Source organism: Pseudomonas sp. KCJK8993, assembly GCF_046230915.1.
GTDB lineage: Bacteria > Pseudomonadota > Gammaproteobacteria > Pseudomonadales > Pseudomonadaceae > Aquipseudomonas > Aquipseudomonas piscis.
Genome location: NZ_JBJJLO010000016.1, coordinates 53633 through 78111, shown reverse-complemented (window position 1 = coordinate 78111; position 24479 = coordinate 53633). Strand labels below are relative to the sequence as shown.

Here is a 24479-nt window from a genome sequence, read left to right as displayed (position 1 = left end):
AACGCGTAGGCTCCATCCTCGATGATCAGCAGCCGCTGCTCCCGGGCGATCGCCACCAGGCGCCGGCGCCAGGCCAGGTCCAGGACCCAGCCCATGGGATTGTGCAAGGTCGGCATGGCATACACCGCCCGCACCCGCCGCTGCCGGCACAGGCGCTCGAAGGCCGCGAGATCCGGCCCCTGCGGCGTCAGGGGAATGGCCAGCAATTCCAGGCCATGGGCGTCCGCCACCACCTTGAAGCCCGGGTAGGTCAAGGCATCGGTGGCCACCACGTCGCCGGGCTTGAGCAACGCCATGGCGGCAACCGCCAAGCCATGCTGGGCACCGCTGACCATCAGTACTTGCTCGCTCTCCACCGCCAGCCCATGGCTGGCCAAGTAGCGCGCCACCACGGCCCGCTCATGGGGACGCCCGGCATGGGGCTGGTAGCGCAACAAGGCCTCCAGATCGCCACTGGAGGCCAACTGGCGCAAGGCGCCGCGCAGCAGCTCGGCCTGGCCGGGCAAGGATGGGTAGTTGAAGTTCAGGTCCAGGGTGCCGGTGGCCGTGGCCAGCTGGTCCACACCCTGCGCTGGTGGCAAGGCAGTCTCGCGGACGAAGGTGCCGCGCCCGGTTTCACCGCTGACCAGGCCCATGGCCTCCAGTTCGGCATACACCCTGGATGCGGTGACCAGGGCCAGGCCTTCCCTCGCCGCCAGCTCGCGATGGGTCGGCAGGCGGGTGCCGGGAGCCAGCACGCCACTGCGGATATCGCTAGCGAAGGCGTCGACCAATTGCTTGTAGCGAGCACGGGCCATAGGCGCTGTATCCATGACAATTTTTTGATTGTGCTGATTCTCGATCCTAGGATGGATCCGACGCAAGGCTGGCGCAATGCCGGCCTGAATTTGCCACTTCAAGCGAGATTCCCTCAATGGAACGGACATCGAACCTGCAATCCCCCGTGCTGGAGAAAACCTCCAGCGGTTGGCTCAACGGCTTTCTCGGCGTGCTGATCTTCAGCGGCTCGCTGCCGGCGACCCGGGTCGCGGTCGCCGAGTTCGATCCGCTGTTCCTCACCGTCGCCCGCGCCACCATCGCCGGGATACTGGCCCTGGCGATCCTGCTGCTGTTCAAGGAACGGCGCCCGAACAAGCAGCAACTGCTGCCCCTGGCGGTCGTCGCCCTGGGCGTGGTCCTGGGTTTCCCGCTGCTGACCGCCCTGGCCCTGCAGTACGTGACCTCGGCCCACTCCATCGTGTTCCTCGGCCTGCTGCCGCTGGCCACCGCGGTGTTCGGGGTGATCCGTGGCGGCGAGCGGCCACGCCCGGTGTTCTGGCTGTTCTCGATCCTGGGCAGCTTGCTGGTGATGGGTTATGCCTTCGCCCAGGGCCTGACGGCTTCGCCCCAGGGCGATTTGCTGATGCTGCTGTCAGTGCTGGTCTGTGGCCTGGGCTACGCAGAGGGCGCCAAGCTGTCGCGCACCCTGGGTGGCTGGCAGGTGATTTCCTGGGCGCTGGTATTGTCGCTGCCGCTGATGATCGTCCTGACCCTGTTCACCCTGCCTGCCACCTTCAGCGGCATCAGCCTGCCGGCCTGGACCAGCCTGGCCTATGTCTCGCTGTTCAGCATGCTGATCGGCTTTGTGTTCTGGTATCGCGGGCTGGCCCAGGGCGGGATCGCCGCCGTCGGCCAGTTGCAGTTGCTGCAGCCCTTCTTCGGCCTTGGCCTGGCCGCCGGCCTGCTGCATGAACAGGTCAGCCTGGGCATGCTCGGGGTGACGATTGCCGTGATCCTCTGCGTCGTCGGCGCGCGCAAGTTCTCCCAATAGCCCACCTGGCGCCGCTCACATCGGCACGGCGATCAACCAGATCACCGTGGCGTGGGCGGCGATCGCCGCCAGCACCCCATGCCGCAAGCGCAAGCCGGCGCAGATCACGCCTTCCAGCAGAGTGAACAGCAACACCGGCCAACCGGCGCGGGTAACGCTGAAAGCCAGGAAGGCATGGCAGGCAGCGAATGCCAGGGCGCTGAGCCAGGCCGCCCGCCAGGGGGCGCAATACTCCTCCAGATACCCCTGCAACAGGCCACGGAACAGCACTTCTTCCAGGGCATTGCCGCCCAGGGCCAACAGCGCCATGCCCAGCAACCAGGAGCCGCTGGCCTGGTCCAGGTCGATCCCGGCATAGAGGCGCAACGGCAAGCCCAGCACGAGACCGCCGAGCAGCCCCAGGGCGAGGCCCGACGGCCACCCGCGACGCTCCCAGACCACCAGTTTCCAGAGTTCCGCAGCGACGCTCGCCAGGCAGGCGAGCGTCGCCAACGACAGCAGGCCCAGGCCCGCCAACACCATCGGGTTGGCGATGAAGCCGAGCTGCGCGCCAGCGCCCAGGGACCACAAGCGCAACGGCGTCATCACGTCCCGCAGCAGCACGAACCCCAGCAGCAGGATGGCGATACGCAGCCCCACCAGATGCCTGGGAGTCAGGCCGAACCACAGCGCATACAGCACCAGGCCCGGCAACAGGTACAGCAGGTAATTGCCGAGCAACGCCAGGGCAGCGCTCATCGCCCGGCTCCGGCAAACGACCGTAGCTGGCAGGAGAAGGAAAGGATGGGGTTCATGTCGGCAATCCATTGCAATGAGGGTGCGCCAGGGTGGCGCAATTCGGCGCCATGGCGCAACGCCCAAGGCGGATGAACGCCATTCAACGCAAGCGATGGATCAATGGAGCAATCAGAGGCTGCAACGGCAGCACGCCGTGAAGCGAGCCACCGCGGCCTGGGGCGACCCGGCTTCAGGTCGGGGAGATAGTGGCAAGCGCACCGATAGTGATGGTCAAGACCAGAAACCCAAACAAGAACAACGCCATCTTGGTCATCGGACCTCCTGAATATTAGGGTGCAGCGGGCCCGCTCTCCAGCCAGGGGCCGGGCGGGTGCGCCATTTTCCAAGCTCGGCTGTGCTGATAACAGATGCAGATAAACCAGAAAAATACGGATCAGATGCCCGGTTACGCCAAGCGTCGTTACCCGGCCCTGCTCTTTCAGTGGGCACAAAAAAGCCGGAACCCCATTGGGGGCCCCGGCAAAAAAGGCCGAGCAAACGACGGTCAGGCCAGTTCCCTGCGCAACTGGCGGGCAGCGGCAACCATGTGCACCAGGGCCGCTTCGGTTTCCGCCCAGCCACGGGTTTTCAGGCCACAGTCCGGGTTGACCCACAAGCGCTCGGCAGGAATACGCTTGGCCGCCTTGCGCAACAGGTTGGCCATTTCCGAGGCGTCCGGCACCCGTGGCGAATGGATGTCGTAGACCCCCGGGCCGATTTCGTTCGGATAGGCGAAGGCTTCGAAGGCCTCCAGCAGCTCCATGTCCGAACGCGAGGTCTCGATGGTGATCACGTCGGCGTCCATGGCCGCGATGGACTCGATCACATCGTTGAACTCGCTGTAGCACATGTGGGTGTGGATCTGGGTTTCGTCACGCACCCCGGAGGCGCACAGGCGGAACACCTCGGTGGCCCAATCCAGGTAATGCTGCCATTGCGCCCGGCGCAGCGGCAGGCCTTCGCGGAACGCCGCTTCGTCGATCTGCACGATACGAATACCCGCGGCTTCCAGGTCCAGTACTTCGTCACGGATGGCCAGGGCCAGTTGCCGGGCCTGGACCTCGCGGGACACGTCCTCCCGGGGAAAGGACCACATCAGCATGGTCACCGGGCCCGTGAGCATGCCCTTGAGCACCTTGTCGGTCAGGCCCTGGGCGTAGCGGATCCACTCCACGGTCATGGCCCGCGGCCGGCTCAGGTCACCGAAGATCACCGCCGGCTTGACGCAGCGCGAACCGTAGCTCTGTACCCAGCCGAAACGGGTGAACAGGTAGCCGTCCAGTTGCTCGGCGAAGTACTCCACCATGTCGTTGCGCTCGGCCTCGCCGTGCACCAGTACATCCAGGCCCAGGCGTTCCTGCACCTGCACCGCGTGGCGAATCTCGCTCTGCATCGCCTCGGTGTATGCGGCGGCGCTCAGCTTGCCCTGCTTGAACGACTGGCGCGCCAGGCGAATGGACGCCGTCTGCGGGAACGAACCGATGGTGGTGGTGGGGAACAATGGCAGGTCCAGGCCGGCGCGCTGCTTGGCGATGCGCTGGGCGAATGGCGACTGGCGCTGGCTGTCACGGGCGGTGATCGCCGCCGCCCGCGCTTGTACTGCCGGCTTGTGGATGCGCGGCGAGGCGGCCCGGCCGATCTGGATCGCCCGGCTCCGCTCTAGGGCCTGGAGCACCTGCGGTGCCTCTGGATGGTCGACCGCCTGGGCCAGCAGCGCCACTTCCTCGCACTTCTGCACGGCGAAGGCCAGCCAGCCCTTGAGCTCGGCATCGAGCTGGTCTTCCCGGGCCAGGTCCACCGGGCTGTGCAACAGGGAGCACGAAGGCGCCACCCACAACCGCTCGCCGACCCGCTCATGGGCATGGCGCAGGGTCGCCAGGGCCTTCTCCAGGTCACAGCGCCAGACGTTGCGACCGTTGACCAGCCCCAGCGACAGCACCTTGTAGGCCGGCAAGCGATCGAGAATGGCCGGGTACTGATCCGGGGCGCGCACCAGGTCGATATGCAGGCCGTCCACCGGCAGGTTGGCGGCCAGGCCGAGATTCTCCTCCAGCCCCCCGAAGTAGGTGGCGATCAGCTTCTTCAGGGGATCGCGCTGGATCAGGTTATAGGCACGCTCGAAGGCATTCTTCCATTCTTGCGGCAGGTCCAGCACCAGGATCGGCTCATCGATCTGCACCCACTCCACGCCTTGCGCCGCCAGGCGCTGGAAGATCTGCCCGTACAACGGCAGCAGGCGCTCCAGCAGCTCCAGCTTGTCGAACTCGGCGCCCTTGGCCTTGCCCAGCCACAGGTAGGTCAGCGGGCCAAGCACCACCGGCTTGACCTGGTGACCCAGGGCCCGGGCTTCCTCGACCTCTTCGAACAACTGCTCCCAGCCCAGCTGGAACTGCTGGTCGGCGCTGAACTCCGGGACCAGGTAGTGGTAGTTGGTGTCGAACCACTTGGTCATCTCCTGGGCATGGGCACCGCCGCAGCGGTGGTCGCTGACACCACGAGCCATGCCGAACAGGGTCTGCAGAGTGGCCGGCCCGCTCTGCGGGCGAAAGCGCTCGGGGATCACGCCGAACATCAGGGAATGGGTCAGGACCTGGTCGTACCAGGCGAAGTCGCCCACCGGCAGCAGTTCGATGCCGGCGTCTTTTTGCAACGCCCAGTGCGCCCGGCGCAACTCACGGCCAACGGCGCGCAAGCCGGCTTCATCGAGTTCGCCCTTCCAGAACGCTTCCTGGGCCTTTTTCAGTTCGCGGTCGCGGCCAATGCGCGGAAATCCGAGGGAATGAGCCAAAGCCATGACAGACAACTCCATTGTGTGAATGGCAGCCATTGTCGGTAGCAGCGACCGATTGAGACAAACTCATTTTAATCCTGATGACCACAAGTTTTATTCATGATCATCCTTGCATGGTGTCCCTCTCGGGCTCAGCGCCGGGCCAGCTTGTAGCGCACGCAGTCGTCGTAGAAGCTCTTGCGCAAGGCGTCGGGACGCAGCCGTGACGGGCTGTCGTAGGTCTGCTCGGTGATGCCCAGGGCCATCATGCGCATCCAGCCCTTGCTGAACTTGTAGACCTGGATCTTCTGCCGCGCCGCATACCGCGACACCCCCGCCAGTTTCAGTTCCTGGGCCCTGGCCGCCGTGCCTGCGCCCCAGCTGCAGACATACCGGTCATTGGCTTGCAAATCCCTGGCCTGGGCTGCGGCAGCCCCTCCCAGCAAGGCAAAGGAAGTCATCGCGATCAACATATGGCGCATATAAAGCTCACCTAACCACCTGAAAATAAAGCGATTTTGCCGGCCTTTCGGAATACACGGGGCCAGCACGGCACCTTATCCATCAAGGCAAAGTGCCTGCTCATGCTGGCCACCCGGGGTGATGCAACTGTGCCGGGCATGGCTGGAACACCGGCAATCGGGCCCCAGGTTCATCGCAGGCCGGCCTCGACCAGCAGCCACTCACGTAGCGCCGCTATGGCCGGGCGTTCCAGGGCAGTAGGCGGATACACCAGGTAATAGGCCAGGTCGCTGGCGATACCTTGTTCCATGGGCGCCACCAACACCCCTTCGGCCAGTTCCCGCGCCACCAGCGAACGCCGTACCAGGGCCACGCCCAAACCAGCCTTGGCCGCTTCGATGGCACCGTTGCTGTCGACAAACACCCGCCCCTGGCGCTCCCCCAGCGCCGAGGCTCCTGCGGCCTCCAGCCACAGGCGCCAATCATGGCGGTGCTCATCATGCAGCAGGTCCAGGTCGGCCAGGGCGGACAACGCCAGACCCGCATCCTGGTCCAGCAATTTCGGGCTGCACACCGGAACCAGCTCATCGTCGAGCAAGCGCTCGCTGAGCAACCCGTCATAACGTCCAAAACCATGCCGAACCGCCAGGTCGATGCCCTCTCGTGCCAGATCCAGGACCCGGTTGCAGGCACTGATCCGCACATCGACTCCAGACACCTGGGCCTCGAAACGCCCCAGGCGCGGCACCAGCCATTGCGCAGCGAAACTCGGCGTGCAACTGAGCACCAGGACTTCCAGCCGCGCACGCGCCACCACTTCGGCAGTGGCTTGGCGAATCATGCGAAAAGCCGTGCGCAAGGTCGCGAAGTACTCCTCGCCCGACGCCGTCAGGACCAGACGCCGAGGCCGGCGTACGAACAGCGGCACGCCCAGCGCCGCCTCCAGCTCCTTGAGCTGCAAGCTCACGGCCCCGGGAGTCACGTTCAGCTCGCCTGCTGCCAGGGTCACGCTCAGGTGCCGCGCCGTGGCTTCGAATGCACGCAAGGCCCCCAGGGATGGCAAGGTTGCGCCCATGATTCAGTTCTCCTTAACCATCTGACGAAAAATGCTCGTTTGCCAGCATCAGCAGCTCCCAGAATAATTCGATCAAACAGGCTTGCAAGTGCGCAGGCCATTGCACCGAAAGGCGAACAAAACTAAATCATCGACCGGTCAAGGGAGCTCATGACATGGGCACGCAAAACCTGATGGGGGCCTCGCAGTGGGGCCAGTTGCTGACGCTGTCCCTACTCTGGGGCGGTTCGTTTTTCTTCATCGGTGTCGCGGTCAAGGAACTACCGCCGTTGACCATCGTCATGCTGCGCCTGGGCCTGGCGGCCATCGCCTTGCTGGTCCTGCTGCGAATCATGGGCCTGGCATTGCCACGAGGGCGCCAGGCCTGGCTGGCCTTCTTCGGCATGGGGTTGCTGAACAACCTGATTCCCTTCAGCCTGATCGTCTGGGGCCAAACCCATATCGCCAGCAGCCTGGCAGCCATTCTCAACGCCACCACGCCGCTGTTCGCCGTACTGGTGGCGCATCGACTGACCCTTGATGAAAAGATCACCAGCAACAAGCTGGCAGGTGTGGTGCTGGGTTTCATCGGCGTGGCGATCATGATCGGCACCGATGCCCTGGCTGGCCTGGGCGAGCAGCTGGCCGCACAGCTGGCCATACTGGGTGCGGCCTTGTCATACGCCTTGGCAGGTATTTTCGGTCGGCGCTTCAAGACCATGGGCATCGCCCCATTGCCGAGCGCTACCGGTCAGGTCTGCGCTTCCAGCCTGCTGCTGACACCCCTGGCACTGTTGCTGGACCGTCCCTGGACCCTGGAGTTGCCGAGCCTGCCGGTCTGGGCGGCATTACTGGGGATCGCGTTGCTGTCCACGGCCCTGGCCTACGTGCTGTTCTTCCGGATTCTATCCAGCTCCGGAGCCACCAACCTGATGCTGGTGACCTTCCTGATTCCCATCAGTGCCATCGTCCTCGGCGCCCTGATGCTCGGTGAACGGCTGCAGGCCAAGCACTTGCTGGGCATGGCCCTGATCGCACTGGGCCTGGCAGCCATCGACGGTCGCCTGTTCAAGCGCCTGGCACGAGCAAAGAAAAAAACCACGGATCGCGAGAGCTTTCTCGGCAAGGATATTTATGGGCGCTGTTCTCATTTCAGCCCGTAGGAGTACACGCCCAGGTCATGGCTGTCGTACCAGTTGCCCTTGGCCCAGAACAAGCGATCCTGGACAGCATCGAAGCCCAGGCTCCCCAGGTAGCCATCCACGGCCAGTTGCCGCCAGGAACGCCCCCAATCCATGGAGTAGAAAACACCTTCGGCGGAGACCGTCGCCTCCCCGCCCCAGTACAGCCAGCGCGGTGGATGGTGGCGGCTGTGGGTGTTGATCACCAGGGCGCCACGTCCGGCCCAGAAGTTGCTCTCGCGCAGCCCGCTGGAAGACGACAGCGGCGCAAACACACTGGGCAGCTCCCCCTGCATCTGCCAGCTCAGTTGCTGGCGATCCAATTGGGCAACCTGCGTCGGCCCGTTACCGCTCGGTTCGAGCAGCGCGATGACCTGGCCATCCGGGCTTTCCACCAGTTCATCGATGAACGGCCCATCCTCTCGTTCCACCGCCACCACTCGCCATGGCCCGGCCTGGCGTTGCAGGCGCGCGCGGGTGGTGACGTTGAACACCAGGTTGCGTTCCTCGTGCTGCGGATCCTGGGTCATGAAACGTTGGGAAATCCAGATCACCGCGTGCTGCTGGTCCAACTGAGTGACATGGCTCTTGACCTCGCCGTTCGAGCCCGGCTCGTCGTTCCATGCGCCCGATTCGCCGCTGTGCTCGCTGGCATAGGCACTGTCCACCAGCAACGGCGCATCACTGAAGATCTCCTGGCTGCTGGCACCACGGTCAGCGGAGTAGAACACCCCGCTGGACATTGGGCTGACGTCGTCTTCAGCATCACCGCCAGCCTGGGGGCTGGTCCAGGCCCAGATCTCGTCCCGCCCATGGAAATAGGGCTTGAGGTTCCAGGCCACGCTGTTCGCCTTGGGAAACAATCCCTGGGGCAGCCACTTCCAGCTCTGCCCCTGGTCGTCGCTACGCAGGACCACCTTCTGGCTGAGCGGATCGCTGACAGCCGCGCCCTCTGGCCGGTCCAAGCCCGTCAGCAAGAACAGCGTCGCTCCATCAGGGCTGGCCACCAGGCACGCGGCCTCACCGACACGGGCGACCAGTTGGAACTGCCCCTTATCGTCCAGGCGGGAAACATAAGTAACCTGCGGCTCGCGCCCCAGGCCATAACCGAAGAACGAGCGCACCTCGCCCGGTTCTTTGTCCGCCGTCGGCTTGCCATAGACCAGGGCATCCAGGTCCATGGCCGTGGCCGGCAATTCCAGCTCCCGCGAACCACCTTCCATGCGCCCCACCAGCCAGGTGCCTCGCGGAGTCTTGAGCACGCCGGTGCAATACTGCTCCATGGCCCGTTGCTCGATGTGCTGCACCTGGCCCAGGGTCTGCTGGTCGGGGCTGGAGCCACCCCACTCGAACTTGGCGCTCGTGAGCATCCACATGTACCAGAGCAAGGCACCACCAACGAGCAGGGCCGGTAGGGAGAGCAAGAATTTCGAGCGAAGCATGGTAGGTCCGGGTCCATGGAAACGAGGGGGGCTTTTTCCCATGTCCATCGCCGCGAGTAAATGGCTTTGCACATCCGGGTTGCCGCCGTGACGGCATCGGCATCGGCATCGGCATCGGCATCGGCCAGGCCACAGGCACATGCAGTATTCCAGCAAGGAATACGCCCATGAAAATCCTGCATTGTATTTCTCGCCCGCGATCTCTTAGCGTGTCCGCTCCCCCTTGGAGATCATGCCGTGACCGCTTCCCGCCCGCGCCTGTACGTCGATGCCCAGTTCACCAGCCCCTATGCCATGTCCGTATTCGTGGCGCTACGGGAGAAAGGCATCGATTTCGAAATGCTCCCGCTGGACCTCGACGCCGAACAGAACCGCAGCCAGGACTATGCCCGGCTGTCCCAGACCCAACGAGTACCGACCCTGGTCCATGAAGGGTTCGCGCTGTCCGAATCCTCGGCCATCACCGAATACCTGGAAGAGCTGTTCCCCCAGGTCCCGGTCTATCCCAAGACGCCACGCCAACGGGCCAAGGCCCGCCAGGTACAGGCCTGGCTGCGCAGCGACCTGCTACCGATCCGCCAGGAGCGCTCGACCCTGGTGGTGTTCTACGGCCAGCGCGGCGAGCCGCTATCGGCCCAGGCCCAGGTGGCGGCGGCCAAGCTGATCGATGCGGCGCAGGCGCTGCTGGAGGACGGACGCCAGTACCTGTTCGACACCTGGTCCATCGCCGATGTCGACCTGGCGCTGATGCTTAACCGCCTGGTGCTCAACGGCGACCCGGTACCGGCGAGCCTGGTGGACTACGCCCAGCGCCAATGGCAGCGCCCGGCAGTGCAGGAATGGGTGCAGTTGCAGCGCCCAGCGCTGTAGGCGCTGGTCAAGGTCACGGCTCAGCCGGCGACCGGGGCCTGGCGCAGGTAGGCGAACATGTGTTGCGCGTACTCGGCCTTGCCCAGCGGCACACCGTTGTGGCGCAGGATGTTGTAGGCGGTGACCAGGTGGAAATAGAACTGTGGCGTGGCCCAGTTGCGCGCGTACTCCTCGCCAGTCATGTCGAAGGCGATGGCATTGGGCAGTTCGATAGCCACGGCCCGCGCACCGCTGTCATCGATCAATCGGCCATCGGCAGCGGCGAGAAACGCCAGGGTCTGGCGGATCAGTGCCTTGGCCTCGGCCATGTTGGCCGGCGTCGGCAGTGTGCTGACCGCCTGACCGCTCAGGCGCTCCACCGCTTCCCGGGCCTGGGTACAGGTAAAGCGCACCTGCGCCGCCAGATCGTACATATCCGGGGCCAGGCGCGCATCCAGCAGGTTCTGCGGGTCGAAACCCAACCTCCGGGCATGCTCCTCGCCCTTGTCCAGCAGGGTCTCCAGGGTATGCAGCATCTGGGCGAAACAGGTGACGGTCACAGCATAAATCGACATGGGCTTCCTCTCAGACTCGGGGTGCGCCTGGGCGCACGATGATCACAAGGCTTGCAGCCTAGCAGGTGACCAGGCCGGGTTCGACGGGCCGACCGGTGACAAAGGTACCCGTGCGCCGATCGGGCTGTTATGGTGCGCCCCTTGAGAAATACACCGCCAGCCAATGAGGAAAATGACCTTGAGCAGTGAAGCAACAATGACCGGGGACCTGTTCGAAGTCGACAAGCGCCTTAGCCTCAAGCCCATCGTCGAGTTCAACGCCTACCTGCGCGCCGCCTTCGCCGACGGCCCCTGTGCCTGCGGCCGCTGCGTGGCCAGCCAGGGCGACGAGAGCGGCTACGAATACCGCCACAGCTTCGAGTTTTCCGGCCAGGTGGCCAGCCGCCGCCTTGCCTCCACCGCCGGCAGCGATGCGCTGCAAGCCTTGAAGAAGGCCTGGCTGTCCTACACCAAGGCCGAGCTACTGGTGCCTGGCAAACTGGAACTGGCCACCGTCAAGGAGTTCGTCGAACCGCAACTGCACCAGCGCCTGGTGCCGTTGTTCCTGGCCAGCGGCCTGGCCCGGGACGTCGACGGCCAGTTGCAACTGCAGGTCCAGGCCGCCTAAACCCACCCTGCACGTACGTTCACAGCCAGCGGCGCACCTGCTGCTGGTAGGTCGTGAAATCGCTGCCGAACAACTGCCCCAGGGCACGCTCCTCGGGGCCGATCTGCCAGCGGTTCATGTACAGCACGAACCCCGGTACGCCCAGCAGCGCCAGGGGGTTGGCCAGGTACAGGCCCCAGGCCAGCAGGCACAGGGCGAAGCCTGCGTACATCGGGTTGCGGGTGTAGCGGTAGATGCCCGAGGTGACCAGCGCCGAGACATTCCCCGGCTTGAGCGGATTGACCGTGGTCCTGGCCCGGCGAAACGACACCACGCCGGCGAGCGCCACCCCTACGCCGGCGCACACCAGGGGCAAGGCCAAGGCCAGGCGTAGTCCGCGGCCCAGTTCCAGCCCCGGCGTCCCCCAGGCCACAAGCCCCATGAGCAGCGCGCACAGCAGTGCGATCGCCGGTGGTGGAATGCGATGTTCCAGTCCCTGCATGTTTGTCCCTCCCTTCACCCTGAGCCTGCGGCCGATGCCTACAGATTATCCGTCAGTGAGCCCGGTTAGAATGCCTGGACCTGCCTTGAAGCTGGAGCAGCGCCCCTGCGGCACCGATACCAGAATGGGCCGAGGGGGTTGAGGCGATGGAGTGCCTGGATCACTATGTCGCTCCCCACGGCGCGGGGACTGCCAGGCAACGGGCTCCAGCAAGACCTTGCCTGCCATGACAGTACCGGCCCCAGGGCCCTTCCCCTTCAAGCAAGAGATGAACATGCCCATCCCCCATCGAGGCAGTTGCCTGTGCGGCGCCGTGAGCTACCAGGTCCACGGCGAACTCAAGGCCGTTACCCACTGTCATTGCCGCAAGTGCCGCAAGGGCCATGGCGCCGCCTTCGCCACCTACGCCAGCACCCTGCGCGCCCACCTCGCCATCGACGACCCAGGCGCTGCGCTCAAGGCCTACGAGTCCTCGCCCGGGGTGCTGCGCCAATTCTGTGGACAATGCGGCTCTTCACTGTTCTGGCACAACGCCGGGGGCCAGTTCGCCGATTGGCTGTCGATCGCCATCGCCACCCTGGACACCACCTTCGCCGCGCCACGGCAGAAGCACCACTGCGTGGCCACGAAAGCCGACTGGCACACCATCACCGATCAATTCCCCCAGCAACCATGACCCGGGAATTCAGCTATGTCTGGCTGCTGCCGCTGCTAGAGCGTCCCTGGTCCAGGGTCATGGCCGACCTGCCCGGCGCAGTGGCCGAGCTGAAGATCGATGCACCGCTGCCCGAGTCGCTATCGCTGCGCGAACTGCTGCTCACCGCCCTGGGCTCCGGCTCGCCCTACTGGCCACGGTGTGCGGCCCAGTGGCTGGACCAAGGGTTTCCCCTCGACCACGGGCTCTGCACAAGGCTGCTGGAGCGGGTGCATGGGAAAGTCTTCGAGCAGTCCGTCGGCCAGCGCCTCGGAGCACTGGCCAAGCGCTGGCAGCGCCAGCACCTGGCAACGCCCTAGCGCCGTGCGCTAGCGGGCCGCCAGATCCTTGGGCCGGTAGAACAGGAAGCTGCCGATCTCGACGGTCTTGATGTAGGCCCGGGCCCAATCCGGCGAAGCACTGCGATCGTGAAAGTACAGCGCACCGCCGGTGCGGTCCTTGAGCTGCTGGTTCAGGGCCTTGCGGGCAATCTCCTTGGCAACGCTGTAGCGCTGCTCTTCTTCCACCTGGTCCGGACGGCCATCGCACCACCAGGAGAACTGGCAAGGGCTCTTCTGCGAACCCTGCTTGACCACCTCGCACACCGTCCCGGGAAACCCCTCGTGGCCCAGGCGATTGAGTACTACATCGGCCACCGCCTCCATGTCCTCGGTCTCGCCGCCCTTGGCTTCCCAATAGAGGGTCCGCGACAGGCAAGTCAGGGCATCGTCCAGCGGTGCCTGGCCCGCCGGATCGACGGCCTGGGCTTCACTCTTGCTCAAGGGAGCGGCCTGGGGCGCGGTCTTCGGGCTTTGCTGGTCCGCGGCCTTCTGCTCCAGGGCCTGGGCCTTGTCCTCGGCAGCGGCCCGGACCGCCGGCGACTCGGCCGCCCAGGCTGAAACAGTCAAGGGCAGCAAGCAACAACAAATGATCCTGGCATTCAGGGACATGCTCGATTCGTCCTGGTGAACCTTAACCACCCCGCCCCATCGCGTTGCTGGCAAGTCGGCGGGAGCCATCATGCTGAATCGACCATCGAACGGGTAAAACATTCCGCACCAGCACAACGCCCGGTTGACGGCTCAGTCGAGCAAGCCGGCCTGCTTGAGCAACTGCTCCAGGCCCTGGGGCACCAGGGGCGCTTGCGGGCCGAAGCTCGAACTGTCGTGCCAGCTGACGGTGAAGCCCATGCCGCTGGTTTCCTCGCCGTGCAACTGGCCACGGGAGTAGACACTGGCATCGTCGAAGCGTGCGTCATACACCTGGACGATTTCGTGCCCGGGCTGGCCCAGGTAGGTGAACAGGTTCTCCAGGGTACCCAGCAGGCGCAGCTGGCTGATGGACAGGCCGAGTTCTTCCTCCACCTCGCGGCGGATGGCCTGGTCGCTGCGCTCGCCGAACTCGATGCCGCCACCCACCGGGCGGAACACCGTCTGCTGCTGATGAGGGTCGTCGAACTGATGGACCAGGATCTTGCCCTGGTGATGGAAGACACAAAGCGCCAGGGCGCGGATACGCGGTTCAGCCATGGGAAAATCCGTTTACCGGGGGAAAAAGCGCGGCATTAGAGCATGGGCACCGACACCTCGGCCAGGACCTCCCCGGCGAACCTTCGCAATTGCTCCGGGCTGAGCAGCAGCGAGGCGTTGACGTGCCAGTCGCTGGCGTCATCCGCGTTCGACCACAGGCTGACCTTGAGCATCCGCAACGGCTGCCAGTCGGCGTCGGCCGTCACCTGCAAGGCCAGGTCAAGGCACGCCGAGCGCCATTGCAACGGCTCCTCAGCCAACGCTTGCGCCGCTTGCAGAAAAAACTCGGCCAACCCGACACAGCCCTCCAGGGGTTCGTGGACGATACGAACATGGGCCTGGAAGCCGCTGCCCCGCAGGCCAACGTCAAGCAAGGGGTAGGCGCCGCCCTTCTCGGCGGCAATGGACAATTGCAGCCCATCGTCCTGGGCCACCACCGCGCTCATTCGCAGGCCGGCGGGTAGAAATGGCGGGCCGCCAGCGCCGGCACTTCTTCCAGCGCCGTCCACAATTGCTCGTCCAGTTCGCCACTGATCAGCTCATGCTGCTCATCGCTGAGCCGCTCGGGAATATCCCACAGGCGCTCCAACTGTGGATGGGCCTGCAGATCGCCGATCGTCTGCCGCTGGCGTTCCACCACCGCCCTGGCCTGGGTCGCGCCCAATGCCTGGAGTGCGTCCAGGGCCAACTGGTAGCTGCGCTCGCCCCAGTTGCAGAAGAACTGCAAGAAACCACCGTTGTAGCCATCGGCCTCCAGGCGCCACAGGGCGACGATGGCCTGGTCCCGCTCAGGCAGGCGCTCCAGGTCCCAGTCCAGCGCCCGCAGGCGCGCCATGGACTGCTCGCACACATGCTCCCAGATCCAGTCCGCGCCCTCGATCACCAGCCCCTGCTCGCCCAGCCCGGGCCACAGCACCGAGCTGCCCTGGGGCGCGATCCGCCAGGCCTGGCGCTGCTGCGCCGAGGCTTCCTGCAAGCGGCCATAACGCCCGAGGGATTGGCGCAGCAGCAAGCCATCGGCCCAGCCGAGACAGAGTTGGTCCGCTTCGAAAGCGACGTGGATGATGGGATTGGCGTTGGACAAGACAGACCTTCCTGGCAGTGGTTTCGATCAAAGACGGGGTTGCCCCGGGATGCTTCTACACCCATCCGCCGCACGGTGCCACCCTGCATAGGCTGCAAATACCCTTGGCTTGCGCGGCCTGGAACCGCTATAAAACACGACCGCACCCAGGATGCTTGCAGTGTTCACCAGACTGATCGACCAGGAACTTCATCTCTACGGCAGTCCTGGCGAGTTCAATGCCATAGCCCGCGCCATTCGCAAAGACTGCCGTCAGGCTTTTGCCCTGGAGCCCGAACCTGCGCAACTCGTCAGCCTGATCCTGCACTGCGGTGGACACCGGGACAGCATTCGCATCGAAGGGGACAGTCTGTACATCCATTTTACCCAGGCCACCAGGAACCGCCTTTGGACACACTTTTCGATGCCGCAGGAAACACCCCCGGGAGCGATGTTCTTCATCGACCGGTGCCAGGGTCATGTACCTGCTTTCGGCGATGGCTGCTTGAGCCTGGTACTGCACGCCAACGCCCCCCTACCTGAAACCAGCCGAGACACCCTGCCCGATGAAAATCTACCTCGACGATAAACGCCAGACGCCCGAAGGCTGGGTGCGGGCCTACTGGCCGAACGAAGTCATTGCCTTGCTCAAGGCCGGTGGCGTCAGCGAAATCAGCCTCGACCACGACCTGGGCGACGACGAACGCGGCACTGGCTACGACGTGATCCTGTGGATCGAGGAAGCCGTGGCCTTGCAGGGTTTTCACCCGCCACGGATCCAGGTGCACTCGGCCAATGCCTCGGCCGTGGAGAAGATGCAGGCCGGAGTTCGCTCGATACAGCGGCTGGCAGCCGGGCAGTAACCGTAGGATCTTGAGTGGCGCTAGCGACAGCCCCACGGACCTCTTCCCCCCAGCCCCTCGCAGGGCGGCGCCAGGCCTCAATGAGCGCCACCACAGCGGGCGCCGCTTGCCCAGGTCCAGCGGTCGACTCTGCCATGACAGGGTTCCACCAGCAGCACCTGGGCCTCAGTCCACCAGCCGCTTGCCCTTGAGCTCGGCATAGGCCGCCTTGATCGGCTCGAAACCGTACTGCTGCTCCAGGCGCTTGACGATGAAATGCCCACGGGCCATGTCCTGGTAGAAGTCGGTGAACAGGGTATTGATGGTGGCGCCGGTGACGGCACCGATCACGGGTACCGCCTGGGCCGCGAACTTGCTGGAGATGGTCACGCCATAGCGCGCCGCGACCTTTTCGATCAGCACCGCCAGCCATTTGCCCACCTGCCCCGGCGACAACCGGCTGACGGCATCGGCGCCCTGCTTGGCGGCGATGGCGGCCAGCTCCTTGGAGAGTTGCTGCATGGCCTGGGTGGTGAAGCTGCGGGTCAGGTAATAACCGGTTTCAGTGGCGTCGTCGGCCTCGCTGTTGCCGCCCATGGCGAACACTTCGATGCACGCCTGCTTGGTGGAAAAATCCTCCAGGTCGAACCCCTCGCTGCGTGCCACATCGGCCACCGAGCGCATCATGATGGTGGTGGACACCGGCAGCTCGACGAACAGCGAAGCAAAACCGAAGGCGCCCCCCAAGGCCCCCGACGCGGCCGCATACAACTTGTGCAAGCGCGGCGAGGCCTGTTTCTTCGGCTGGTTGTCCAGGCTCCACAAGGCCGCATCGGCGGAACTGTGCAGCGCGGCCACCACCGCGCCGTTGATCTTCTGCGATACCACCGCCGGCAAGGCCTTGACCGCACTCTCGATGGGCGAGCCCAGCAAGCCCGACAGGCGTGCGGTCAACGATGGCGACTCCAAGAGGCCCACGGCGCGCTTGAGGTCCCTGTAGTCTTGCAGGTTGTCTTGGATATTCACTGGGGCTTCCCTTGGCAGGCGCTGGTACGGGCGAGCATTTTGGCAGCATCGACCCGGGAAAATAAACCGCCCGCCCAGCGCTGCAGGAACAGCGCTGGGCGGGCGGAAGTACAGGGGGTCAATCCTGCAACCAGACCCGCACCTGCCGCTCGGGGCCTTCGATGAACAGCAGTTGCGCCACCTGGCCCGCTTCCAGCAGGTCCTGGCGGGCCTCCTGCAAACGTTCCAGGGACGGCGCCTGGTCCACCAGCTCGACCCGCGCTACTGGCGCCTTCATCGATTGCCGGGCATCGGACTTGGCCTTGCGGATCGCCGCCAGCGTCGCGCTGACCGCCTCCAGCAACGACTCCACATCAGCCTCGACCGCACAGGCCTCGGGCCAGGACGCACGGTGCACCGAACCCGGCTGCCAGCAACGCCAGACCTCTTCGCAAACGAAAGGCAGGAACGGCGCGAACAGCCGCTGCAGGCTGCTCAAGGCTCGGGCCAGGGCGTTACGCGCCGAGTGCCCTTCGGGCCGATAGGCGCGGCGCTTGACCAGCTCGACGTAGTCATCGCAGAACCACCAGAAGAATCCCTCGATGCGTACCAGGGCAGCGCTGTAGTCGTAGCCTTCCAGTGCCTGCCGGGCCTGGCCGGCGACACTTCCCAGGCGTTGCAGCATGGCCTGGTCCAGCGCCTGCGACACCGGCCCGGCGGGGTCGCCGGGCAAGCCGAACACCAGCTTCGAGACGTTGAACAGCTTGAGCGCCAGGCGCCGGCCGATCTTCATCTGCTGCTCTTCGAAGGCGGTATCGCTACCCGGCCGCCCCAGGGCCGCCCAGTAGCGCACCGCGTCGCTGCCGTACTGCTCGAGCAGCGCCAGGGGGGTGACCACATTGCCCCGGGACTTGGACATCTTCTTGCGGTCCGGATCGAGGATCCAGCCCGACAGCGCCACGTGGCGCCAGGGCACGGCGGCCTGCTCGAAGTGACTGCGAACCAGGGTCGAGAACAGCCAGGTGCGGATGATGTCGTGGCCCTGGGGCCGCAGGTCCATGGGAAAGACCTGCTCGAACAGGCCATCGCCCTCCTCCCAGCCCGCGGCGATCTGCGGGCTCAGGGAGCTGGTGGCCCAGGTATCCATGATGTCGCGCTCGCCGATGAAACCATGGGGCTGGCCGCGCTGGCCCGGCTCGTAACCCGGTGGGGTGTCCAGGGTCGGGTCCACCGGCAGCGAGTCTTCGCTGGCGGCGATTGGCCGGTCATGGTCCGGTTCGCCCCGGGCATCCAGGGGGTACCAGAACGGCAGCGGCACGCCGAAGATCCGTTGCCGGCTGATCAGCCAGTCGCCATTGAGGCCGCCGACCCAATGCTCATAGCGGCTGCGCATGAATGACGGGTGCCAGGCCAGGGCCCGGCCGCGCTCCAGCAGTTGCTGGCGCAACGCGGCATCGCGTCCGCCATTGCGCAAGTACCATTGGCGGGTGGCGACGATCTCCAGCGGCTGGTCCCCCTTCTCGAAGAACTTTACGGCATGGCGGATCGGCCGTGGCTCGCCGAGCAGGCCGCCGCACCCGTGCAGCAGCGGCAACAACCGCTGGCGTGCCTGGGCCAGGCTGCAACCGGCCAGTACGGCATAGGCCTGGCGTCCGGCGGGATCGGCCAGCCACTCAGGTGCCTGCGCCAGCAAGCGACCGTCGCGGCCGATGATGCAACGGGTCGGCAGCTGCAATTCACGCCACCAGAGCACGTCCGTCAGGTCGCCGAAGGTGCAGACCATCGCCAGCCCCGTGCCCTTCTGCGGATCGGCCAGGGGGTGGGCAAGCAACGGCACCGGCACCTCGAACAGCGGCGAGCGCAACGCCTGCCCGAACTGCCCCTGGTAGCGTAGGTCGTCGGGGTGCGCCACCAGCGCCACGCAGGCCGCCAGCAACTCCGGACGCGTGGTGGCGATGCGCAGCGCCTGCCCCCCGTCGCCCCGGAACACCAGGTCGTGCCAGGCTCCCGGCTGCTCGCGATCCTCAAGCTCGGCCTGGGCCACGGCGGTCTGGAAGGTCACGTCCCACAGGCATGGCGCCTGCTGGCTGTAGAGCTCGCCACGCTGGTAGTTGCGCAAGAGCGCGCGCTGGCTGACCCGCTGCGCCCGCTCATCGATGGTGGCATAGGTCAGCCCCCAGTCCACCGACAACCCCAGTTGCACGAACAGGTTGCGAAAGGCCTGCTCGTCGATGGCGGTCAGGCGATGGCACAGCTCGACGAAATTGCGCCGGCTGATCGCGACATACTCGCTGCGGCGCCGGGCTACCGTAGTCGGCGGCTGGAACTGCGGTTGGTACGTGGCATCCGGATCGCAGCGCACGCCGTAGTAGTTCTCCACGCGCCGTTCAGTGGGCAGGCCGTTGTCATCCCAACCCATGGGATAGAACACAGTCTTGCCGCACATGCGCTGGAAGCGGGCGATTATATCGGTGTGGGTGTAGCTGAACACATGGCCGACGTGCAGCGAGCCGGAGGCCGTGGGTGGCGGTGTGTCGATGGAATAGACCGCGTTCCGTGGGGCATTGCGGTCGAAGGCGTAGGTGCCTTCTTCGAGCCAGCGCTGGGACCAGCGTGTCTCGAGATGTTCAAGCGAGGGGGTGGGGCAAATCGTCAGGCTTTCACGTTTAACGGTGACATAGCTTCCTCCTGTCATCGGCAGATGGCGCGCAGTCGTGCGCACCGCAAGACAGATTTATAGAGCAAGGACACGGATTAGTAAATCGCCCTTTCAAAGCCATTTCACCTGCGGCGCCCACTGCGGGTACTCAACGCGCATGCGCTCCAGGCACTGGGCCAGCTGCCGCGCATCGTCGGGCAAGCGCTGGCTCAATGTCGACCCGCCGTGGAACGACAATTGCCGTGGCATCTCCACCAGCCCGGTGATCGCGTCCCAGAACGCATCCCAGTTGCAGCCGTACCCAGCGGGAAACCCCAGGGCGTCGCGCAGCAGGATGTGCAATTCGGCCGAACTGCCCACCGCGCTCAAATCGATATCCAACCGCTGCAAACCGGTCACCTCCAAGCAACTCCTGGATTCAGGCACCCGCACCGATCACTGGCGAACGTACTGCACCTGCTTGCCATCGAAGACGTAGCTGACGTCATCGGCATCGTCCATCTTGCGGGTCTGGGCGTCGCCCGCAGAGGTGGTGCCGCTGAACTTGACCAGCAAGCGCGGCATGGGTCCTTGGGCCGCCACGAAATTCAGCTCGCCCTGGTTGGCGATGCAGGGCATCACCGTGCCGTCGTCGCAGGCCGCCGAGTTGTCCTCGCCGGTGAAGACCTGGCCCAGGTAGCTCCAGACCCAGCCGTCCTGGTCCGGGGTCTTGTTCGGGTTGAACACGAACACGGCATAACCACTGATGCCGTAGCCGCTGTCGAAAGTGGCCGTGGGCACCGCCAGCACCAGGCGGCCATCGTTGGTGCGGTACTCCAGGGCCTCGCGGCTGGTGTCCACTTCCTCGGGCTGCTCGCGGGCACCGAAGAAACCGATCTTGCGCTCGATGCTGCGAATATCGTAAGGCTGCTTCTGACCCGGGCGAGCCAGTTCGAAGGTCGCGTCCGCCAGCCGCACCTTGACCTCCGGGGCGATGAAGTCTTCACCCTCACGGGCCGCGCGGTCGCGAGTGAACCAGGAGAACGTCGCGTAGTAGTGCTTGCCGCCCAGGTCGATCTCGCGGCCATACCAGAAGTTGGACACCACGCCATCTTCCAGTTCGAAGGTTTCGGCCTGGTCATCGATCTGGACGTTGTTGATCAGCGCCAGCACCGCGCCGGGCGGGATCAAGGGATCCTTGGCATAGCCGGCCAATGGCGCCGCGAGGGCTGCGGTGGCCAGGGCCAGGGCCGTCAGGGCCAGGGCCGTCAGGGCCCGGCCCAGGCGGCCGGTCTTGTGCGCAGCGTCGAACCTGCTTTTCATGCGTTGAACATCCCTGTAGTGCCTTGCTGGACCGCCTGCCGAGGCGGCCTGCGGTATGGGGCTGGAATCATATAAGCAGGTTTTTGCCAGCCACAAGATGCTGGCACATGGCAATTGCGACGCCCGTTTGCGTCCAGGTGGACCGCAGGCCGCCAGGAAGCCGCCGGCCTGCAATGGGTGTGGGTCGACAAGGCCAAGAAACTGCTGCTGGCCAGCGACATGTCGGTCAAGGCGATCACCTACGAAGCCGGCTACGAAAACGTCAGCTACTTCGTGCGGCTGTTCAAGACCCAAGCAGGCCAGACCCCGGCCCAGTGGCGCCAGGGCGTCGCGGCACGAGAGCGGGAAACCAGGCCCTGGCCAGGCGACCACTAGCCCTTCAGCACGGCGAACGGCTGGTACGGGCCACGGTGCGTCCCGGCGCGACGGCCACCAGCCACCCCAGTAGCGCCAGCCCGGCTAACGCCAGCCCCGCCCCGGCCAGGCCCATGCGGGCAATCCCCAGCGAACCCAGGGTAACGCCCCCCAGCCACGCTCCCAGGGCGATCCCCAGGTTGAAGCCGGCGATATTGAGCCCGGCCGCCACTGCATGGGCATGGGGCGCATGCCGTTGGGCGATGCCGATCAACCGAGCCTGCAAGGCCGGCACCGCGGCGTAGGTGAACAGCCCCAGCAAAGCCACGCAGCACGCCATGCCCAGGGCCGAATGCGCCAGCCCCCAGAATCCCAGCCCGCACCCGGCGATGCCGGCGAGCGCCATGAGGCTGGCCCGGTCGACGCCCAGGCGATCGGCCAGCCGTCCTCCCAGCAGATTGCCGGCTGCGGCGAGCACGCCATAACCGAGCATGAACAGGCCAACCGTGGCGATGCTGACCTGGGTCACCCCGGTCAACAGCGGCGCGATGTAGGTATAGGCGCTGAATGAGCCGGCATACCCCAGCACGGTCACCAGGGCCGCCACCAGCAAGGCTGGATGCAGCAATGCCCGAAGTGCCTGGACGACGGATTCGCCAGCGGCCTCCCCCGGGGCCCTGGCCGGCTCGACCATGCCCAGCAGCCCGAGGAAACCCAATGCACCGAACCCGGCAATCGCCCCCAGCACCGGCCGCCAGGACCACAGGCCGCCGAGGTAGGTACTGATGGGCACGCCAATGGCCATGGCCAGGGTGAACCCCGAGAACACCACCGCCACCGCACGCCCGGCCTGCTTCGGTCCGGCCAGGCGCGCGGCGGTGCTGGAAGCCACGGCCAGGAACAGGCCGTGGCCCATGCCCGCAATAAAGCGCGCCGCCAACAGCGCCCACAGGCTGCTGGCGAGGGCGGCGCCCAGGCTCCCGGCGCAGAACACCAGCACGGTGCCGAGCATCACCCGCTTGCGCGGCCAGCTTGCGGTCAGGGCCGTAAGGATCGGTGCGGCGCCGGTCGCGCCCAGGGCATACAGGGTGACCGTGCCACCGGCCTGCTCGAGCTTGAGGCCCAGGTCTTGGGCGATGACGTCGGTGAGGCCGATGGGCACGAATTCGGCAAGCCCCAGGGCAAAGGCGCTGAGGCCGAAGATATAGACGATGAAGGGCATGGACACGCGCTCCGAAGAGTTGGAAAACCGGCCTGGGGCCAGGGATGCGCGCAATCGTAGAGAGACCCTGTCATTTCAAAAAATTAACCTTTTGGCAGTCAGGCCAAATTATTTTTATACCTCAAGCAGGCTTGCCACTATGCTGGCCAGCCCTTGGCCGGCCAGCCAACGCGCCGCCGGACGCTTGTCCGCCAATCAACCGGGAACACTTCGCGAGGGCGCCCACCGCGGCGCGATACCGCTTCATGAGCCATCTGGACCATCTGCGTACCTTCATCGAGGCTTACCGCCTGCAATCCTTCTCCCGTGCCGCCCAGGCGCTGGGCATGACCCAGCCCGGCGCCTCGCTGCACATCCAGGCGCTGGAAGCCTTCGTCGGCAAACCGCTGTTCGTGCGGCGCTCGCGGGGCGTGACCGCGACCGAGGCCGCCGACGAGCTGGCCCGCGCCATCGGGCCGATGCTCGACGGGCTGGAAATGCGCATGGCCTCCTACCGCCAGAGCGATGAACTGAGCGGTACCGTGCACATCGCCGGGCCTTCGGACTTCATCCACGGCAAGCTGGCCTCGGGGCTCGCGCCCCTGCTGGAGCAGGGTTTGCAGATCCGCCTGCACACCGGCAACCGCGAGCGCATCTACAGCCTGCTGGACAGCTCGACCGCGGACCTGGCGATCACCGCCTCGCTGCCGGACGAACATGCCCATGGCTTCGCCCGGCTGCTGACCGAGCGGTTCCTCCTGGTGCTGGCCCCGGAGCTGGCCCGGAAACTGGGCAAGCGACCATCGGCCGAGGCACTGGCCGCTGTGCCGCTGATTGCCTTCGACGAAGACCTGCCGCTGATCCGCCCGGTATGGACCGCTCTATTCCAGTTCGCCCCGACCTTGCAGGCCGCACTGACCATCGCCGACCTGCGCATCATCCAGGACCTGGTGGTCCAGGGCCAAGGCTGGAGCGTGCTGCCCGACTACCAGTGTCGTGAAGCCCTGGCAGCCGGCCGCCTGGTGTCCCTGACTCCGCTGGAGGAGGCGCCCAGCAACGAGCTGTACCTGGTCTGGAACAAGACCGCGATGCGCAGTCCGCGCCTGATCCACGTACGCGATTTCCTCCTCGGGCTGTTTGCCAATAGCGTGCATTGACCTCCTGCCCAGCCCCGGGAGCCGATGCTAGACTGCGCGGCTTTTTCCCTGGGGCCAGGTTATGCAACGCATCGTGATACTGGGCAACGCCGGGAGCGGCAAATCCACCCTGGCCCGGGAGCTGGGGCGCCGTCTCGCAGTGCCGGTGGTGCACCTGGATCGGTTGTTCTGGGAGCCCGGCTGGGTCGAGGCCGATACACAGCTGTTCCGTAGCCGGGTCCGCGAGGCCGTCGCCACGGATGCCTGGATCTGCGAAGGCAATTATTCGCGGCGCACCTTCGACCTGCGCCTGCCCCGCGCCGAGCTGGTGATCTGGCTCGACACCCCGCGCACCACCTGCCTGCGCCGGGTGTTCATGCGCAGCCTGCGCAACCGTCCACGCGCCGACCTGCCGGCAGGTTGCCACGAGCAACTGAACCTGGAGTTCCTCAAGTTCCTGGGTTTCGTGTGGCGCTTCGACCAGCACAATCGCCCGGGCATCGAACAGGTCCGCCAGGCCGTGGCGCCCCAGGTGCCGGTGATTCATCTGCGAGGCGTGCAGGACATCGACAGCTGGCTCGAGACGCTGCCACCCCGCCTGCCGGGCTGAACGCGACAGCCTGGACCGGTCGGCGGCCATGGCGCAAAAGCGCAAGACTTCCGGGTGAAAAACCGGATAATGGCGG

General features: G+C 65.5%; 28 protein-coding genes. 11 read left to right on the top strand and 17 right to left on the bottom strand.

Features of this window, described 5'->3' with window-relative positions; translation table 11 throughout:
• Positions 1 to 797 (bottom strand): PLP-dependent aminotransferase family protein (locus tag ACK6AU_RS08185; protein ID WP_409298716.1); only part of this gene is annotated, 797 nt, incomplete at its 3' end.
• A 116-nt stretch (positions 798 to 913) separates the two neighbouring features.
• Between ACK6AU_RS08185 and ACK6AU_RS08180 the strand changes: the two genes are divergently transcribed.
• Positions 914 to 1810, top strand: coding sequence for a DMT family transporter (locus tag ACK6AU_RS08180; RefSeq protein ID WP_409298714.1), 897 nt, complete (start codon positions 914 to 916; stop codon positions 1808 to 1810).
• Between the two features lie 15 nt (positions 1811 to 1825).
• Here ACK6AU_RS08180 and ACK6AU_RS08175 read toward each other — a convergent pair whose 3' ends face one another.
• From ACK6AU_RS08175 to gcvA, 4 genes are all read right to left on the bottom strand, one after another.
• Positions 1826 to 2548: a CPBP family intramembrane glutamic endopeptidase gene (locus tag ACK6AU_RS08175; protein WP_185700176.1), complete on the bottom strand. Its 723-nt coding sequence runs from the start codon at positions 2546 to 2548 to the stop codon at positions 1826 to 1828.
• A 544-nt stretch (positions 2549 to 3092) separates the two neighbouring features.
• The gene (metE, locus tag ACK6AU_RS08170) at positions 3093 to 5381 is read right to left on the bottom strand and encodes a 5-methyltetrahydropteroyltriglutamate--homocysteine S-methyltransferase (RefSeq protein ID WP_409298711.1); all 2289 of its coding nucleotides are present in this window, start codon (positions 5379 to 5381) and stop codon (positions 3093 to 3095) included.
• Positions 5382 to 5509: 128 nt separating this feature from the next.
• The gene (locus tag ACK6AU_RS08165) at positions 5510 to 5839 is read right to left on the bottom strand and encodes a hypothetical protein (RefSeq protein WP_185700174.1); all 330 of its coding nucleotides are present in this window, start codon (positions 5837 to 5839) and stop codon (positions 5510 to 5512) included.
• Between the two features lie 170 nt (positions 5840 to 6009).
• Entirely contained in the window at positions 6010 to 6894 is an 885-nt protein-coding gene (gene gcvA / locus ACK6AU_RS08160; RefSeq protein ID WP_409298709.1) for a transcriptional regulator GcvA, read from the bottom strand.
• Positions 6895 to 7049: 155 nt separating this feature from the next.
• Here gcvA and ACK6AU_RS08155 point away from each other — a divergent pair, with 155 nt between their 5' ends.
• Positions 7050 to 8036, top strand: a complete 987-nt coding sequence (locus ACK6AU_RS08155; protein ID WP_409298707.1) for a DMT family transporter — start codon at positions 7050 to 7052, stop codon at positions 8034 to 8036.
• Here the strand turns inward: ACK6AU_RS08155 and ACK6AU_RS08150 are convergent.
• Entirely contained in the window at positions 8021 to 9496 is a 1476-nt protein-coding gene (locus tag ACK6AU_RS08150; RefSeq protein WP_409298705.1) for a hypothetical protein, read from the bottom strand. The genes ACK6AU_RS08155 and ACK6AU_RS08150 overlap by 16 nt on opposite strands.
• A 237-nt stretch (positions 9497 to 9733) precedes the next feature.
• Between ACK6AU_RS08150 and yfcF the strand changes: the two genes are divergently transcribed.
• Complete coding sequence (gene yfcF / locus ACK6AU_RS08145; RefSeq protein ID WP_409298703.1) at positions 9734 to 10366, top strand: glutathione transferase; 633 nt, start codon at positions 9734 to 9736, stop codon at positions 10364 to 10366.
• Positions 10367 to 10386: 20 nt separating this feature from the next.
• Here the strand turns inward: yfcF and ACK6AU_RS08140 are convergent, their stop codons facing one another.
• A complete protein-coding gene (locus tag ACK6AU_RS08140; protein ID WP_185700169.1) occupies positions 10387 to 10920 on the bottom strand; it encodes a DUF1993 family protein in 534 nt (177 codons plus the stop codon).
• 172 nt (positions 10921 to 11092) lie between these two features.
• On the opposite strand from ACK6AU_RS08140, the gene ACK6AU_RS08135 reads away from it, so the two are divergent.
• The gene (locus ACK6AU_RS08135; protein WP_409298700.1) at positions 11093 to 11527 is read left to right on the top strand and encodes a hypothetical protein; all 435 of its coding nucleotides are present in this window, start codon (positions 11093 to 11095) and stop codon (positions 11525 to 11527) included.
• 19 nt (positions 11528 to 11546) lie between these two features.
• Here the strand turns inward: ACK6AU_RS08135 and ACK6AU_RS08130 are convergent, their stop codons facing one another.
• Complete coding sequence (locus tag ACK6AU_RS08130) at positions 11547 to 12008, bottom strand: methyltransferase family protein (RefSeq protein WP_409298698.1); 462 nt, start codon at positions 12006 to 12008, stop codon at positions 11547 to 11549.
• Between the two features lie 274 nt (positions 12009 to 12282).
• On the opposite strand from ACK6AU_RS08130, the gene ACK6AU_RS08125 reads away from it, so the two are divergent.
• The gene (locus ACK6AU_RS08125) at positions 12283 to 12684 is read left to right on the top strand and encodes a GFA family protein (RefSeq protein WP_185700166.1); all 402 of its coding nucleotides are present in this window, start codon (positions 12283 to 12285) and stop codon (positions 12682 to 12684) included.
• Complete coding sequence (locus ACK6AU_RS08120) at positions 12681 to 13022, top strand: hypothetical protein (protein ID WP_185700165.1); 342 nt, start codon at positions 12681 to 12683, stop codon at positions 13020 to 13022. The genes ACK6AU_RS08125 and ACK6AU_RS08120 overlap by 4 nt, the downstream gene beginning before the upstream one ends.
• A gap of 9 nt (positions 13023 to 13031) precedes the next feature.
• Here the strand turns inward: ACK6AU_RS08120 and ACK6AU_RS08115 are convergent, their stop codons facing one another.
• The 4 genes from ACK6AU_RS08115 to ACK6AU_RS08100 all read right to left on the bottom strand — a co-directional run bounded on the left by ACK6AU_RS08115 (position 13032) and on the right by ACK6AU_RS08100 (position 15315).
• The gene (locus ACK6AU_RS08115; protein WP_409298696.1) at positions 13032 to 13652 is read right to left on the bottom strand and encodes a cell wall hydrolase; all 621 of its coding nucleotides are present in this window, start codon (positions 13650 to 13652) and stop codon (positions 13032 to 13034) included.
• A 132-nt stretch (positions 13653 to 13784) separates the two neighbouring features.
• Positions 13785 to 14231 (bottom strand): NUDIX hydrolase, encoded by a 447-nt coding sequence (locus ACK6AU_RS08110; protein ID WP_185700163.1) that lies wholly within the window; start codon positions 14229 to 14231, stop codon positions 13785 to 13787.
• A gap of 35 nt (positions 14232 to 14266) precedes the next feature.
• Entirely contained in the window at positions 14267 to 14665 is a 399-nt protein-coding gene (locus tag ACK6AU_RS08105) for a hypothetical protein (protein ID WP_409298693.1), read from the bottom strand.
• Positions 14666 to 14673: 8 nt separating this feature from the next.
• On the bottom strand, positions 14674 to 15315 hold the full coding sequence (locus ACK6AU_RS08100; protein WP_185700161.1) for a DUF4375 domain-containing protein: 642 nt from the start codon (positions 15313 to 15315) through the stop codon (positions 14674 to 14676).
• Between the two features lie 160 nt (positions 15316 to 15475).
• Here ACK6AU_RS08100 and ACK6AU_RS08095 point away from each other — a divergent pair, with 160 nt between their 5' ends.
• Together ACK6AU_RS08095 and ACK6AU_RS08090 are read left to right on the top strand one after the other, a co-directional pair.
• Complete coding sequence (locus ACK6AU_RS08095; protein ID WP_409298691.1) at positions 15476 to 15883, top strand: hypothetical protein; 408 nt, start codon at positions 15476 to 15478, stop codon at positions 15881 to 15883.
• Positions 15861 to 16157 (top strand): cyclic-phosphate processing receiver domain-containing protein, encoded by a 297-nt coding sequence (locus ACK6AU_RS08090; protein ID WP_409298689.1) that lies wholly within the window; start codon positions 15861 to 15863, stop codon positions 16155 to 16157. Before ACK6AU_RS08095 ends, ACK6AU_RS08090 begins: the two co-directional genes overlap by 23 nt.
• A gap of 165 nt (positions 16158 to 16322) precedes the next feature.
• Here the strand turns inward: ACK6AU_RS08090 and ACK6AU_RS08085 are convergent, their stop codons facing one another.
• The 4 genes from ACK6AU_RS08085 to ACK6AU_RS08070 form a co-directional block, all read right to left on the bottom strand.
• A complete protein-coding gene (locus ACK6AU_RS08085) occupies positions 16323 to 17162 on the bottom strand; it encodes an EcsC family protein (protein WP_185700160.1) in 840 nt (279 codons plus the stop codon).
• 118 nt (positions 17163 to 17280) lie between these two features.
• Positions 17281 to 19836, bottom strand: coding sequence for a valine--tRNA ligase (gene valS, locus ACK6AU_RS08080; protein ID WP_409298686.1), 2556 nt, complete (start codon positions 19834 to 19836; stop codon positions 17281 to 17283).
• Between the two features lie 75 nt (positions 19837 to 19911).
• Positions 19912 to 20199, bottom strand: a complete 288-nt coding sequence (locus ACK6AU_RS08075) for a barstar family protein (RefSeq protein ID WP_185700158.1) — start codon at positions 20197 to 20199, stop codon at positions 19912 to 19914.
• Positions 20200 to 20235: 36 nt separating this feature from the next.
• Positions 20236 to 21102 carry a hypothetical protein gene (locus tag ACK6AU_RS08070; protein ID WP_409298684.1) on the bottom strand — a complete coding sequence of 289 codons (867 nt, stop codon included), beginning with the start codon at positions 21100 to 21102 and terminating at the stop codon, positions 20236 to 20238.
• A gap of 114 nt (positions 21103 to 21216) precedes the next feature.
• On the opposite strand from ACK6AU_RS08070, the gene ACK6AU_RS08065 reads away from it, so the two are divergent.
• Positions 21217 to 21477, top strand: coding sequence for a helix-turn-helix domain-containing protein (locus ACK6AU_RS08065; protein ID WP_409298682.1), 261 nt, complete (start codon positions 21217 to 21219; stop codon positions 21475 to 21477).
• Positions 21478 to 21481: 4 nt separating this feature from the next.
• On the opposite strand, the gene ACK6AU_RS08060 is transcribed toward ACK6AU_RS08065, so the two are convergent.
• The gene (locus tag ACK6AU_RS08060) at positions 21482 to 22678 is read right to left on the bottom strand and encodes an MFS transporter (protein WP_409298680.1); all 1197 of its coding nucleotides are present in this window, start codon (positions 22676 to 22678) and stop codon (positions 21482 to 21484) included.
• Positions 22679 to 22923: 245 nt separating this feature from the next.
• On the opposite strand from ACK6AU_RS08060, the gene ACK6AU_RS08055 reads away from it, so the two are divergent.
• Positions 22924 to 23814: a LysR family transcriptional regulator gene (locus tag ACK6AU_RS08055; protein ID WP_185700155.1), complete on the top strand. Its 891-nt coding sequence runs from the start codon at positions 22924 to 22926 to the stop codon at positions 23812 to 23814.
• Between the two features lie 61 nt (positions 23815 to 23875).
• Positions 23876 to 24403, top strand: coding sequence for an AAA family ATPase (locus ACK6AU_RS08050; protein WP_185700154.1), 528 nt, complete (start codon positions 23876 to 23878; stop codon positions 24401 to 24403).
• Positions 24404 to 24479 lie beyond the last annotated feature (76 nt).

Coding starts and splice junctions, on each gene's coding strand:
- ACK6AU_RS08180 (WP_409298714.1), top strand. CDS start 914: ATGGAACGGACATCGAACCTGCAATCCCCCGTGCTGGAGAAAACCTCC.
- ACK6AU_RS08175 (WP_185700176.1), bottom strand. CDS start 2,548: ATGAGCGCTGCCCTGGCGTTGCTCGGCAATTACCTGCTGTACCTGTTG.
- metE (WP_409298711.1), bottom strand. CDS start 5,381: ATGGCTTTGGCTCATTCCCTCGGATTTCCGCGCATTGGCCGCGACCGC.
- ACK6AU_RS08165 (WP_185700174.1), bottom strand. CDS start 5,839: ATGCGCCATATGTTGATCGCGATGACTTCCTTTGCCTTGCTGGGAGGG.
- gcvA (WP_409298709.1), bottom strand. CDS start 6,894: ATGGGCGCAACCTTGCCATCCCTGGGGGCCTTGCGTGCATTCGAAGCC.
- ACK6AU_RS08155 (WP_409298707.1), top strand. CDS start 7,050: ATGGGCACGCAAAACCTGATGGGGGCCTCGCAGTGGGGCCAGTTGCTG.
- ACK6AU_RS08150 (WP_409298705.1), bottom strand. CDS start 9,496: ATGCTTCGCTCGAAATTCTTGCTCTCCCTACCGGCCCTGCTCGTTGGT.
- ACK6AU_RS08140 (WP_185700169.1), bottom strand. CDS start 10,920: ATGTCGATTTATGCTGTGACCGTCACCTGTTTCGCCCAGATGCTGCAT.
- ACK6AU_RS08135 (WP_409298700.1), top strand. CDS start 11,093: ATGACCTTGAGCAGTGAAGCAACAATGACCGGGGACCTGTTCGAAGTC.
- ACK6AU_RS08130 (WP_409298698.1), bottom strand. CDS start 12,008: ATGCAGGGACTGGAACATCGCATTCCACCACCGGCGATCGCACTGCTG.
- ACK6AU_RS08125 (WP_185700166.1), top strand. CDS start 12,283: ATGCCCATCCCCCATCGAGGCAGTTGCCTGTGCGGCGCCGTGAGCTAC.
- ACK6AU_RS08120 (WP_185700165.1), top strand. CDS start 12,681: ATGACCCGGGAATTCAGCTATGTCTGGCTGCTGCCGCTGCTAGAGCGT.
- ACK6AU_RS08115 (WP_409298696.1), bottom strand. CDS start 13,652: ATGTCCCTGAATGCCAGGATCATTTGTTGTTGCTTGCTGCCCTTGACT.
- ACK6AU_RS08110 (WP_185700163.1), bottom strand. CDS start 14,231: ATGGCTGAACCGCGTATCCGCGCCCTGGCGCTTTGTGTCTTCCATCAC.
- ACK6AU_RS08090 (WP_409298689.1), top strand. CDS start 15,861: ATGAAAATCTACCTCGACGATAAACGCCAGACGCCCGAAGGCTGGGTG.
- valS (WP_409298686.1), bottom strand. CDS start 19,836: ATGACAGGAGGAAGCTATGTCACCGTTAAACGTGAAAGCCTGACGATT.
- ACK6AU_RS08070 (WP_409298684.1), bottom strand. CDS start 21,102: ATGAAAAGCAGGTTCGACGCTGCGCACAAGACCGGCCGCCTGGGCCGG.
- ACK6AU_RS08060 (WP_409298680.1), bottom strand. CDS start 22,678: ATGCCCTTCATCGTCTATATCTTCGGCCTCAGCGCCTTTGCCCTGGGG.
- ACK6AU_RS08055 (WP_185700155.1), top strand. CDS start 22,924: ATGAGCCATCTGGACCATCTGCGTACCTTCATCGAGGCTTACCGCCTG.
- ACK6AU_RS08050 (WP_185700154.1), top strand. CDS start 23,876: ATGCAACGCATCGTGATACTGGGCAACGCCGGGAGCGGCAAATCCACC.